Source organism: Pseudomonas sp. UF-293 (assembly GCF_058245595.1).
Genome location: NZ_JBSICA010000023.1, coordinates 1 through 12,593 on the forward strand (window position 1 = coordinate 1; position 12,593 = coordinate 12,593).

Annotated in this window: 13 protein-coding genes; all 13 read right to left on the minus strand. The window is 61.6% G+C overall.

Features of this window, described 5'->3' with window-relative positions:
- Positions 1-179 precede the first annotated feature (179 nt).
- The 13 genes from ureC to AC4IHP_RS20955 all read right to left on the minus strand — a co-directional run bounded on the left by ureC (position 180) and on the right by AC4IHP_RS20955 (position 12,471).
- Positions 180-1,880 (minus strand): urease subunit alpha, encoded by a 1,701-nt coding sequence (gene ureC, locus AC4IHP_RS20895; RefSeq protein WP_460123513.1) that lies wholly within the window; start codon positions 1,878-1,880, stop codon positions 180-182.
- A gap of 159 nt (positions 1,881-2,039) precedes the next feature.
- On the minus strand, positions 2,040-2,348 hold the full coding sequence (locus AC4IHP_RS20900) for an urease subunit beta (RefSeq protein ID WP_016771893.1): 309 nt from the start codon (positions 2,346-2,348) through the stop codon (positions 2,040-2,042).
- A complete protein-coding gene (locus AC4IHP_RS20905; protein ID WP_460123516.1) occupies positions 2,345-2,881 on the minus strand; it encodes a GNAT family N-acetyltransferase in 537 nt (178 codons plus the stop codon). Before AC4IHP_RS20905 ends, AC4IHP_RS20900 begins: the two co-directional genes overlap by 4 nt.
- Positions 2,882-2,886: 5 nt before the next feature.
- Positions 2,887-3,420, minus strand: coding sequence for a GNAT family N-acetyltransferase (locus AC4IHP_RS20910; RefSeq protein ID WP_460123519.1), 534 nt, complete (start codon positions 3,418-3,420; stop codon positions 2,887-2,889).
- 9 nt (positions 3,421-3,429) lie between these two features.
- Positions 3,430-3,732, minus strand: a complete 303-nt coding sequence (gene ureA / locus AC4IHP_RS20915) for an urease subunit gamma (protein ID WP_003221215.1) — start codon at positions 3,730-3,732, stop codon at positions 3,430-3,432.
- A 154-nt stretch (positions 3,733-3,886) separates the two neighbouring features.
- A complete protein-coding gene (locus AC4IHP_RS20920) occupies positions 3,887-4,726 on the minus strand; it encodes an urease accessory protein UreD (RefSeq protein WP_490832637.1) in 840 nt (279 codons plus the stop codon).
- 43 nt (positions 4,727-4,769) lie between these two features.
- The gene (urtE, locus tag AC4IHP_RS20925; protein ID WP_056787636.1) at positions 4,770-5,468 is read right to left on the minus strand and encodes an urea ABC transporter ATP-binding subunit UrtE; all 699 of its coding nucleotides are present in this window, start codon (positions 5,466-5,468) and stop codon (positions 4,770-4,772) included.
- A 116-nt stretch (positions 5,469-5,584) separates the two neighbouring features.
- A complete protein-coding gene (gene urtD, locus AC4IHP_RS20930) occupies positions 5,585-6,454 on the minus strand; it encodes an urea ABC transporter ATP-binding protein UrtD (protein WP_490832638.1) in 870 nt (289 codons plus the stop codon).
- Positions 6,451-7,530, minus strand: a complete 1,080-nt coding sequence (urtC, locus tag AC4IHP_RS20935; protein ID WP_041480690.1) for an urea ABC transporter permease subunit UrtC — start codon at positions 7,528-7,530, stop codon at positions 6,451-6,453. The genes urtD and urtC overlap by 4 nt, the downstream gene beginning before the upstream one ends.
- Complete coding sequence (gene urtB / locus AC4IHP_RS20940; RefSeq protein WP_490832639.1) at positions 7,530-9,032, minus strand: urea ABC transporter permease subunit UrtB; 1,503 nt, start codon at positions 9,030-9,032, stop codon at positions 7,530-7,532. The genes urtC and urtB overlap by 1 nt, the downstream gene beginning before the upstream one ends.
- Before the next feature lie 162 nt (positions 9,033-9,194).
- Positions 9,195-10,460: an urea ABC transporter substrate-binding protein gene (gene urtA, locus AC4IHP_RS20945; protein WP_056787644.1), complete on the minus strand. Its 1,266-nt coding sequence runs from the start codon at positions 10,458-10,460 to the stop codon at positions 9,195-9,197.
- A 223-nt stretch (positions 10,461-10,683) separates the two neighbouring features.
- A complete protein-coding gene (locus AC4IHP_RS20950) occupies positions 10,684-10,983 on the minus strand; it encodes a 7(1) septoil knot domain-containing protein (RefSeq protein WP_460123537.1) in 300 nt (99 codons plus the stop codon).
- A gap of 108 nt (positions 10,984-11,091) precedes the next feature.
- Positions 11,092-12,471 carry a PepSY-associated TM helix domain-containing protein gene (locus AC4IHP_RS20955; RefSeq protein ID WP_490832640.1) on the minus strand — a complete coding sequence of 460 codons (1,380 nt, stop codon included), beginning with the start codon at positions 12,469-12,471 and terminating at the stop codon, positions 11,092-11,094.
- Positions 12,472-12,593 lie beyond the last annotated feature (122 nt).

Sequence of the window (12,593 nt, forward strand, 5' to 3'; positions counted from 1 at the left end):
GCCGAAGGCTGCGATCTTTTGATCTTTAATGAGGGTCAAGATCAAAAGATCGCAGCCTTCGGCAGCTCCTACAGGGATCGGTGTACGCGGGTCCCTGTGGGAGCGAGCCTGCTCGCGAAGAACGATAACGCGGTCTTTCTGACTCAACCTTGAAAAGGCCCCGCAGGGCCTTTTTGTAGTCAGAACAGAAAATACCGCTGCGCCATCGGCAGTGTTTCCGCCGGCTCGCACCACAGCAACACGCCATCAGCCTTGACCTGATAAGTCTGCGGATCGACATCGATGTTCGGCAGATAGTCGTTGTGGATCAGGTCGGTTTTCTGCACGTCGCGGCAGCCTTTGACCACGCCGATTTTCTTCTTCAACCCCAACGCTTGCGGCAATCCCGCTTCGTGCGCCGCCTGGCTTATGAAGGTCAGGCTGGTGGCGTGCAGCGAGCCGCCATAGCTGGCGAACATCGGGCGATAGTGCACCGGTTGCGGCGTCGGAATCGAGGCGTTGGCATCTCCCATCAGGCTCGCGGCAATCGCACCGCCCTTGAGGATCAGCGTCGGTTTGACGCCGAAAAACGCCGGGCGCCACAGCACCAGGTCTGCCCATTTGCCAACTTCGATCGAACCGACTTCATGGCTGATGCCGTGGGTGATTGCCGGGTTGATCGTGTATTTGGCGATGTAGCGTTTGGCGCGGAAGTTGTCGTTGCCTTCGCCGTCCTGGGGCAGCGGGCCGCGCTGTTTTTTCATCTTGTCGGCGGTCTGCCAGGTGCGCGTGATGACTTCGCCGACGCGGCCCATGGCCTGACTGTCGGAGCTGATCATCGAGAACGCGCCGAGGTCGTGAAGGATGTCTTCGGCGGCGATCGTTTCGCGGCGGATACGGCTTTCGGCAAACGCGACGTCTTCGGCGATGCTCGGGTCGAGGTGATGGCAGACCATCAGCATGTCGAGGTGTTCGTCGATGGTATTGCGGGTGAACGGCCGCGTCGGGTTGGTCGAGCTCGGCAACACGTTGGGGAAACCACACGCCTTGATGATGTCTGGCGCGTGGCCGCCACCGGCGCCTTCGGTGTGATAGGTGTGGATGGTGCGGCCCTTGAATGCGCCGAGGGTGGTTTCGACGAAACCGGATTCGTTGAGGGTGTCGGTGTGGATCGCCACCTGCACGTCGTACTGATCGGCAACGTTGAGGCAGTTGTCGATGCTCGCCGGGGTGGTGCCCCAGTCCTCGTGCAGTTTGAGGCCGATGGCGCCGGCCTTGACCTGTTCGATCAACGGCTCCGGCAGGCTGGCGTTGCCCTTGCCGGTCAGACCGATGTTCATCGGGAAGGCATCGGCGGCCTGGAGCATGCGCGCCAGATGCCACGGGCCGGACGTGCAGGTGGTGGCGTTGGTGCCGGTGGCCGGTCCCGTGCCACCGCCGATCATGGTGGTGACGCCGCTCATCAGCGCTTCTTCGATCTGCTGCGGGCAGATGAAGTGGATGTGCGTGTCGATGCCGCCAGCGGTGAGGATCATGCCTTCGCCGGCAATCACTTCGGTACCGGCGCCGATGGCGATGGTCACGTTGGGCTGCACGTCGGGGTTGCCGGCCTTGCCGATCGCGGCGATGCGCCCGTCCTTGAGGCCGACGTCGGCCTTGACGATGCCCCAGTGGTCGATGATCAGCGCGTTGGTGATCAGCGTGTCGACCACTTCGGCGGCGAGCAACTGGCTCTGGCCCTGGCCGTCGCGGATGACTTTGCCGCCCCCGAATTTCACCTCTTCGCCGTAGGTGGTGAAGTCTTTTTCGACCTCGATCCACAGCTCGGTATCGGCCAGGCGCACCTTGTCGCCGACGGTGGGGCCGAACATGTCGGCGTAGGCGCTTCTAGAAATCTTCATGTGCTTGCCTTGGGATTCAATTGTTTTTGAGATCGCTCGCATAGCTCGCTATCGCAGCCTCGCTGCGCTCGACAGCTCCTACAGTCAGTGATCGGCTTGAGACCAGGTGACATTGGCAGGAGCTGCCGAAGGCTGCGATCTTTTCGGGGCTCGCCGATATCAGTCGAGATCACCCATGATGCGTCCGGCAAAGCCGAACACCCGGCGATGCCCGGCGTAATCGACCAGCTCGACTTCGCGGCTCTGGCCCGGCTCGAAGCGCACGGCGGTGCCGGCCGGAATGTTCAGGCGCATGCCGCGACTGGCGGCGCGATCAAAGGTCAGCGCGTCGTTGGTTTCGAAAAAGTGAAAGTGCGAACCGACCTGGATCGGCCGGTCGCCGCTGTTGGCGACTTTCAGGCTCACGGTGCGGCGGCCGACGTTGAGTTCGATGTCGCCGGGCTGGATCTGGTATTGGCCAGGAATCATCGCTGGGCTCCTTGCAGGACTTTGTAATAGAGAGCGGTCGGGCGATAGATGCCGTTGGGGTCGCAGGCGTAATCGGGAATTTCGCCGGCGCGCACATAGCCCAGTGCCTTGTAGAAATCTTCCGCCGGCGAGCCGGCCTCGGTGTCGAGATAGAGCATGCCGCGCTTGTGCTTGGGCGCTTCGAGTTCCAGCGCCTGCATCAGTTGCTGGCCGAGGCCACGGCGCCGCGCGTGTTCGCGCACCAGCAGTTTCTGCACTTCGGCGCGGTTCAGACCATTGGCCTTCTGGCACAGGCCCAGTTGCACGCTGGCCAGCACCTGCTCGTCCTTCACCACCACCCAGAGCAGCGTGCTGCCCTTGTTGATGTTGTCCTGCACCTCATCGAAATACGCGCGCGCCTGGGCGGCATCGAGGTCGGCCATGAAACCGACGCTGGCGCCGTAACCGACGGCGTCGAGCAGCAGATCGATCAGGCCCTGGCGATAGTGGGCAAAGCTCTCAGCGTTGACGCGGCGCAACTGGGCGGCGTTCATCGACATCACTCCTTGTGAGCATCCGGCGGCGGAGCGCCGGGATTGAGGGTCAGCTGCATGAAGGTCAGATCGAGCCAGCGGCCGAACTTGGTGCCCACTTGCGGCATCTGCCCGGTGATGCGAAAACCGGCGCGCTCGTGCAGGCGGATCGAAGCGGCGTTGCCGCTTTCGATGGCGGCAACCATGACGTGTTTGCCGCAGGTGCGAGCGCGTTCGATCAGCGCGGTCATCAGTTGCGGGCCGAGGCCGTTGCCGCGTTGATCGCTGCGCACATACACCGAGTGCTCGACGGTGTGGCGGAATCCGTCGAACGGCCGCCAGTCGCCGAACGAGGCGTAACCCAGCACCGCGTTCTGGCTGTCGACGATCACCAGAATCGGGTACGCCTGTAACTGACGCGCGTCGAACCATGCCTGGCGATTGCCGAGGTCGACCGCTTGTTCGTTCCAGATCGCCGTGGTGTTGAGCACGGCGTCGTTGTAGATGTCGCGGATCGCCGGCAGATCGGCCCGGCTGGCATCGCGAATGGTGTAAGTCATGGCGCGGCCTCAGACGATCGGCTGGTGAACGGTGACCAGTTTGGTGCCGTCGGGGAACGTCGCCTCGACCTGGATCTCCGGGATCATTTCCGGGATGCCTTCCATCACTTGCTCGCGGCTGAGCAGGGTAGTGCCGTAGTGCATCAGCTCGGCAACAGTCTGGCCGTCACGTGCACCTTCGAGCAGCGCGGCGGAGATGTAGGCCATGGCTTCCGGGTAGTTGAGTTTCACGCCACGGGCCAGCCGCCGCTCGGCGACGAGGCCGGCGGTGAAGATCAGCAGCTTGTCTTTTTCGCGTGGGGTCAGGTCCATTGTTGGAATCCAATATCGGCAGTTAAGAATGATCAGGTCGATCGCGATCTGTAGGAGCTGCCGAAGGCTGCGATCTTTTAATCTTGCTGTTAAAGATCAAGATTAAAAGATCGCAGCCTCGTTTCACTCGTCAGCTCCTACAGGGCAATCCATTTCAGGTGTTCCAGATTCGTGGGGGCATGGCCTCGCGTCCGAGCAGCGCAGGTCTGAGCAAACGCCATAACTCGATGAGCCAGGCGCGGGCGAGCAACGCTTCAGCGGCCAGACATCGCGCCACCAGCAACCCCGGCAATTGAGTCAAATCCCCACGCACCTCATGCCCCAGCGAGCGGCAGTGCTCCAGCAATGCGGCATCAATTTCACCGGTGACCAGCAGCGTCGCAAACACCGGATTGCCATCCAGTCCGATGGGCGAGTCGAGCAAACCATCGTTGCCGACAATGCGCTGCCGTTCGTGCCAGAGCAACCGGCCATCACGGCGGATATCCAGGTGCGCCTGGAAATGCCCAAGATCGAAACGCTCGCCGCTGGCCGGACGACCGAGCGCCACGACGTCCCAGTAGAACAGCCGCGCATCGCCTTCAAGCTCGATCGTCGTGCACAACTCGGCCTGCGCGGCGCTGTAGACGATGGTTTCCTGCGGCAGCCATTCCAGTGTCGCACCGGCAGCGACTTTCAAGTCGAGCTGCTGATACGCCGGCCCACCCGCGCGATACCACTTCGCCGCGCCGGGGCTGGTGATTTGCGCCCAGGCGTTGGCTTCGACGCGAGCGCTGATATCCAGACGATCACCACCGGCAATTCCGCCCGGCGGATGGACGATGATGTGCTGGCAGACCTCGGGGCCTTCGGCGTACAGATGCTTTTGCACGCGCAGCGGGCCGAGGTGGCGGCGCATGACCGGACGCGTGCAATCGCCGAAACGCGCGTAGGCCAGTTCCAGCTCGGCGTGCCAGCTCGGGGTAAACAGGGCAGGTGCAACAATCGAATTCATGGTTTGTGATTATCGTTAGGAAGCTACAGATTAGACCGGCGCGTTAGATCGTGACCAGCCCGCGTACACCCTCGGCCTCCATATTTTCACCGCGACCCTGCTGAACGATCTCGCCCCGCGACATCACCAGATATTGGTCGGCCAGTTCCGCCGCGAAATCGTAGAACTGCTCGACCAGCAGAATTGCCATGTCACCGCGCGCCGCGAGCTGCTTGATCACCGCGCCGATTTCCTTGATCACCGAGGGTTGAATGCCTTCGGTCGGCTCATCGAGAATCAGCAGGCGCGGGCGGCTGGCCAGTGCCCGGCCGATCGCCAGTTGCTGTTGCTGACCGCCGGACAGATCGCCGCCACGGCGCTGCTTCATTTGTAGCAGCACCGGGAACAGTTCGTAGATGAAACCTGGAACTTCTTTGGCTTCTGAGCCTGGAAACCGCGACAGGCCCATCAGCAGATTTTCTTCCACGGTCAGGCGCCCGAAGATCTCACGACCCTGCGGCACGTAGGCGATGCCGGCATGCACGCGCTGATGCGGTTTGAACGTGGTAATCGGTTTGCCTTCCCAATTCACCGCGCCTTCCTTGGCCGGCAACAGGCCCATCAGGCATTTGAGCAGGGTGGTCTTGCCCACGCCGTTACGCCCGAGCAGGCAGGTGACTTCGCCGACTTTTACGTCAAACGAGAGACCGCGCAGGATGTGGCTACCGCCGTAGTACTGATGAAGTTGTTGGACCTGTAGCATCGGAACTCCGTTAGTTGGGCTTCAAGCCGCAAGCTGCAAGCTGCAAGCAAGAGCAGTGCTGTTTATGACTTTGCTTTTACTTGCTGCTTGAAGCTTGTCGCTTGCAGCTGGCCGATTCATCGGCCCAGGTAGACCTCGATCACCCGCTCGTTTTCCTGCACCTGTTCCAGCGAGCCCTCGGCCAGTACGCTGCCCTGATGCAGCACCGTGACGTGGTCGGCAATCGAGCCGACAAAGCCCATGTCGTGCTCGACCACCATCAGTGAATGCTTGCCGGCCAGCGATTTGAACAGTTCGGCGGTGAACTCGGTTTCGGCGTCGGTCATGCCCGCCACCGGTTCGTCGAGCAGGAGCAATTGCGGGTCCTGCATCAGCAGCATGCCAATCTCGAGGAACTGCTTCTGGCCGTGGGACAACAGGCCGGCCTGGCGATTGACCGAAGTGGTCAGGCGAATCGTCTCCAGCACTTCACTGATGCGGTCTCTCTGCTCGCCGCTCAGGCGCGCACGCAAACTGGCCCACACCGACTTGTCGGTCTTCTGCGCCAGCTCCAGGTTTTCAAACACGCTCAAGGCTTCGAACACCGTCGGCTTCTGGAATTTGCGGCCGATGCCGGACTGGGCAATCTGCACTTCGCTCATCTGCGTCAGGTCCAGGGTTTCACCGAACCAGGCCTTGCCGTGGCTGGGCCGGGTCTTGCCGGTGATCACGTCCATCAGCGTGGTCTTGCCCGCGCCGTTGGGGCCGATGATGCAGCGCAGCTCGCCGACGCCGATGTACAGGTTGAGATTGTTCAGCGCACGGAAGCCGTCAAAGCTGACGCTGATGTCTTCCAGGGTCAGGATCGTGCCGTGACGCGTATCGAGGCCGGGGCCGACGCGCTGGCCAAGGCCGATCGAGTCGCGGCTGGTGCCTTCGTCCTTGTTCGGTTCCACGGGGAAAAACGCCGGTTCGAGCATGAAATCGGCACTCGCTGTGACTCTCATTGTTCACCTCGTTTCTTCAGCAGACCGATCACGCCTTTGGGCAGGTACAACGTCACGACGATGAACAGCGCGCCGAGGAAGAACAGCCAGTATTCCGGGAAGGCCACGGTGAACCAGCTCTTCATGCCGTTGACCACGCCGGCGCCGAGCAGCGGCCCGATCAGCGTGCCGCGCCCGCCGAGGGCGACCCACACCGCCGCTTCGATGGAGTTGGTCGGCGACATCTCGCTGGGGTTGATGATGCCGACCTGCGGCACATACAACGCACCGGCCAGACCGCACAACACCGCGCTCAGCACCCAGACGAACAGCTTGAAACCGCGAGGATCGTAGCCGCAGAACATCAAACGGTTTTCCGCATCACGCAACGCCGTCAGCACCCGACCAAACTTGCTCTGCGCCAGGCGCCAGCCAATGAACAGGCTCGCCACCAACAACAGCACGGTCGCCAGAAACAGCACCGCGCGGGTGCCCGGTTCGGTGATGCCGAAGCCGAGAATGGTGCGGAAATTGGTGAAGCCGTTGTTACCACCAAACCCGGTCTCGTTGCGGAAAAACAGGAGCATGCCGGCGAAGGTCAGGGCCTGGGTCATGATCGAGAAATACACGCCCTTGATCCGCGAACGGAAGGCGAAAAAGCCGAACACCAGCGCCAGCAAACCCGGCGCCAGCACCACCAGACACATGGCCCAGAGGAAGCTGCTGGTGCCGGTCCAGTACCACGGCAATTCGCTCCACGACAGGAAGGTCATGAACGCCGGCAAGCCATCGCCGGCGGCCTGACGCATCAGGTACATGCCCATCGCATAACCGCCGAGGGCGAAGAACAGACCGTGGCCCAGCGACAGCAGGCCGGCGTAACCCCAGACCAGATCCAGCGCCAGGGCGACGATGGCGTAGCAGAGGATTTTGCCGACCAGGGTCAGCGTGTAGGCCGAGACGTGCAGGGCATTGTCTGGTGCGAGCAGTGACAGCAGCGGCAGAACGATCAGCAGCGCGAGGATCACCCCGCCGACCGCGAGCGTGACTTTCGGCCCGGCCTTTTGCGTGGCCGTGACTAACAGAGGCTGGTTCATCAGTCGATCACCCGTCCTTTCAGTGCGAAGAGGCCTTGCGGACGTTTCTGAATGAACAGAATGATCAGCGCGAGGATCAGGATCTTGCCGAGTACCGCACCGATCTGCGGTTCGAGAATCTTGTTGGCGATGCCTAAGCCAAATGCGGCGAGCACGCTCCCGGCCAGTTGGCCGACGCCGCCGAGCACCACCACCAGGAACGAGTCGATGATGTAGCTCTGGCCAAGGTCGGGACCGACGTTGCCGATCTGGCTCAGCGCCACGCCGCCCAAGCCGGCGATGCCCGAGCCGAGGCCGAAGGCGAGCATATCGACGCGCCCGGTCGGCACGCCGCAGCAGGCGGCCATGTTGCGGTTCTGGGTGACGGCGCGGACATTGAGACCGAGGCGGGTCTTGTTCAGCAGCAGCCAGGTCAGCACCACCACGAACAATGCGAAAGCGATGATGACGATGCGGTTGTACGGCAGCACCAGATTGGGCAGCACTTGGATGCCGCCGGACAGCCACGCCGGGTTGGCCACTTCAACGTTCTGCGCGCCGAACACCAGCCGCACCAGTTGGATCAGCATCAGGCTGATGCCCCAGGTCGCGAGCAGGGTTTCCAGCGGCCGACCGTAGAGGTGGCGGATGACCGTACGCTCCAGCGCCATGCCGATGGCGGCAGTGACGAAAAACGCCACTGGCAGCGCAATCAGCGGATAGAACTCGATGGCCTGCGGCGCGTAGCGCTGGAACATCAACTGCACGACGTAGGTCGAGTAGGCACCGAGCATCAGCATCTCGCCGTGGGCCATGTTGATCACCCCGAGCAGGCCGAAGGTGATCGCCAGACCGAGGGCGGCGAGCAGCAGAATCGAGCCCAGCGACATGCCGCTGAACGCCTGGCCGAGCACTTCGCCGATCAGCAGTTTGCGTTTGACCTGAGCGAGGCTGGTTTCGGCGGCGGTGCGCACCCCGGCATCGCTTTCCACGCCCGGTTCGAGCAGACCTTCAAGGCGCGTGCGTGCCAGCGGGTCGCCGGTTTCACCGAGCAATCGCACCGCCGCAAGGCGCACCGCCGGGTCGCTGTCGACCAGTTGCAGGTTGGCCAGCGCCAGGCTCAGGGCGGCATGCACGCTTTCATCTTTTTCCCCAGCGAGCTGCTGGTCGAGAAATCTCAGCTGCGCGGGTTTCGCGCTTTTCTGCAATTGCTGCGCGGCGCTCAGACGGAGTTTGGCGTCGGCGGCGAGCAATTGATGGCTGGCCATGGCGGTGTCGATCAGACCCCGCAGGCGATTGTTCAGGCGCAGGGTTTTTTGCTGGCCGTCGATGTTCAATTCGCCTTGTTGCAGGGCGTTGAGCAATTCGATACGGGCCGGATCGGGCTGCGCGGCCCAGGCTTCCAGCAGTTTGGCCTGTTGCATCGGATTGGCCGCGACGAAGTCTTCGGCGTCGCCGGCGTGGGCCAGGAGTGGCAGCAACAGTGCGATGGCACAGATAAATCGGAAAAGGGCAGTGGGCATAGTCAGTCGCCTTGACGCGGACATTGTGGGAGCGAGCCTGCTCGCGAAGGCGGTCTGTCAGTCACATGGATATTGGATGCGCCGACGTCTTCGCGAGCAAGCCCGCTCCCACAGGGGGATTGTGTCGGTCTCACGCCAGGCGCGAGACTGACATCCGGTGACTCAGTTGCTCTTCACCGCATAATCCGGCTTCTTGTCGTTGCCCTGAATGAACGGGCTCCACGGTTGTGCGCGGATCGGGCCTTCGGTCTGCCACACGACGTTGAACTGACCGTCGCTCTGGATCTCACCGATCATCACTGGCTTGTGCAGGTGGTGGTTGGTTTTGTCCATGGTCAACGTGTAACCGGACGGCGCAGCAAAGGTCTGCCCGGCCAGCGCTTCGCGAACCTTGTCGACGTCGGTGGATTTGGCTTTCTCGACTGCCTGCGCCCACATGTGGATGCCGACGTAGGTGGCTTCCATCGGGTCGTTGGTCACGGCTTTATCGGCGCCCGGCAGGTTGTGTTTCTTCGCGTAGGCTTTCCAGTCCGCGACGAATTTCTTGTTCGCAGGATTCTCCACCGACTCGAAGTAGTTCCACGCCGCGAGGTTGCCAACCAGCGGTTTGGTGTCGATGCCGCGCAACTCTTCCTCACCGACCGAGAACGCCACCACCGGTACATCGGTAGCCTTCAGGCCCTGGTTGGCCAGCTCTTTGTAGAACGGCACGTTGGAGTCGCCATTGACGGTCGAGATGACGGCAGTCTTGCCTCCGGCGGAGAACTTTTTGATGTTGGCGACGATGGTCTGGTAATCGCTGTGACCGAACGGCGTGTAGACCTCTTCGATGTCCTTGTCGGCTACGCCTTTGGAGTGCAGGAACGCGCGCAGGATCTTGTTGGTGGTGCGCGGGTAGACGTAGTCGGTGCCGAGCAGGAAGTAGCGCTTGGCGCTGCCGCCTTCTTCGCTCATCAGGTATTCAACGGCGGGGATCGCTTGCTGGTTCGGCGCGGCGCCGGTGTAGAAGACGTTCGGCGACATCTCTTCACCTTCGTATTGCACCGGGTAGAACAGCAGACCGTTGAGCTCTTCGAACACCGGCAGTACCGATTTGCGCGACACCGAGGTCCAGCAGCCGAACACCACCGCGACCTTGTCCTGGGTCAGCAACTGCCGACCTTTCTCGGCGAACAGCGGCCAGTTGGAAGCGGGGTCGACCACCACCGGCTCGAGCATCTTGCCGTTCACGCCGCCCTTGGCGTTGATCTCGTCGATGGTCATCAGCGCCATGTCCTTGAGCGACGTTTCGGAGATCGCCATGGTTCCGGACAACGAGTGCAGAATCCCGACCTTGATGGTCTCGGCAGCCTGGACAGTCCAGGTCATGCCCATCGCGGCAATGGATGCCGTGAGTGTGAAAGCCTTGATCAAACTGCGACGCTTCATTGTGCGATCTCCATGAACATTCGATTTTTTTTGATTGGCAGATGCGGACGACTGAAGGGGGTTTTGCAAAGGCTGTGCCCGGTCGCGATCAGGCGGGGAAATGTCGTGTTAGAGCGGTTATACGTAGTGATGGCGCACCAGGAAGGAACGCGCAGTGGGGGGTGGTGCGATCAAGTGCTTCATTGTGGTGCTACCGCAACACGGCAGTGGCTTTAAGCAGGACTCAGTCCACGCCGGGGAAGGAGTCGACATACTTGATAGTGAAATCGGGGAAGGAGTCGACGACCTGGATTTTGTAATCCGGGAAGCTGTCGACGGTTTTCCACTTGCCTGCGGAATCCGGGAATGAGTCGACTTTCTTCACCTTCAGATCGGGAAACGAATCCACCACTTTCACTTTGTAATCAGGAAAGCTGTCGACGAACTTGATCTTGCCGTAAATCCGCGAGACATCGACCGTCGTATCGGCTTGCACTGAACCACAAGCCAACACCAACAACGACAGGGCAACCGTTTTGCGCATGACACTCATCCCGAGACTTGAAAAGGGCACGTAGTCTAGATCAGCACTCGGGACGGGATACATCAACTTCTGCAGGAGCTGCCGCAGGCTGCCCCTGCAGAAGTTGATTCATGATGAAGCCGAGGTGGATTCGGTTTGCTTACGCAGCCGCGACAGCAGCAGTCGATCCAGTAACCACACCACCAGCAGCGAAGCCCCTACCAGCGGAAACACCACCGCCAGCACCAGCATGATCGCCACGCCGGTTTTCCATGTCGGTAAATCATGGCGCAGCGGCGGCACGCCGAACTTGCCTTCGGGACGCCGCTTCCACCAGATCACCACGCCGCTGACGGCGCTGAGCAGAATCATCAGGCAGATCAGCAGGACGACGATCTGGTTGAAGGTGCCGAACATCTTGCCCTCATGGAGCATCACGCCGATTTCCGTGGCGCGCGCGACGGTGCCGTAGTGCTCGAAGCGCACATCGGCGAGGACCTTGCCGGTGTACTGATCGACGTGCAGGGTGGCGTCGTTGCGCGGATCATCGGCGAACACGGCAATGGTGAACACGCCGGTGGCAGTGGTCGGCAGCGTGATGCTGTAGCCGGGCTCGACCTTGCGTTCGCGGGCGATGTTCTGCACGTCCTGCAGGCTGATGGCGGGGGCAGCAGGGCCGGCGTGAGCGTTGCCGTGGTTCATGTGTTCAGCGTGGTCGCCGGACATCGGCATCGGCGTGTTTTCCATCGCCCATGGCACGGTCTGGCGAGTGGCGCTGTTGAGGCTGCGCGCCTCGATGTCGGAGGTTGGCACGTTGTTCCACATCGCCGCCGGGAACACGTTCCACACCTGCGCGTATTGCTTGCCCCAGAAACCGGTCCAGGTCATGCCGCTGAGCAACATCACCAGCAGCAATGTCGCGCCCCAGAACCCGGTGACCGCATGCAGATCGCGCCACAATATCCGCCCGCGACTGCTCAGGCGCGGCCACAGAATGCCCGCTGCCTGACCGCGCGGCCACCACAGGAACAGCCCCGACACCACCAGCACCACGCCCCAGCCAGCAGCCATTTCGATCAGGCGATCGCCGATCGTGCCGATCATCAATTCGCCGTGAATCGCACGGGCGATGGCTTGCAGATTCTGCTTGGCATCCTGCTCGCCGAGGATGTCGCCGTGATACGGATCGACGAATACGTTGAGTTCGTGGCCAGCGTTTTTCAGCACGAATTGCGCGCTGCGCTCGGCATTCATCGGCGGCAGGTACTGGGTGACCTGGCCCTGCGGATAGGCAGCTTTCACCCGTTGCAGCAAGTCATCGGCCGGCACCGTATGGTGCCCCGCCGGTACTTCGAGCAGGCTGCTGTACATCAGCGAATCGAGCTGCGGTTTGAACAGATAAATGATCCCGGTCAGGGCCAGCATCACCATGAACGGCGCGACGAACAGCCCGGCATAGAAATGCCAGCGCCAGGCCAGATTGTAGAAATTGGGTTGAGGCTTTTGCATCACGTGTGCTCCGCTTGGCTGGGTTCTTTTCGTTGTCTGTTTACCTGTGGGAGCGAGCCTGCTCGCGAAGGCGTCATGCCAGACGACATCACTGCTGAATGCGCCGGCCTCTTCGCGAGCAG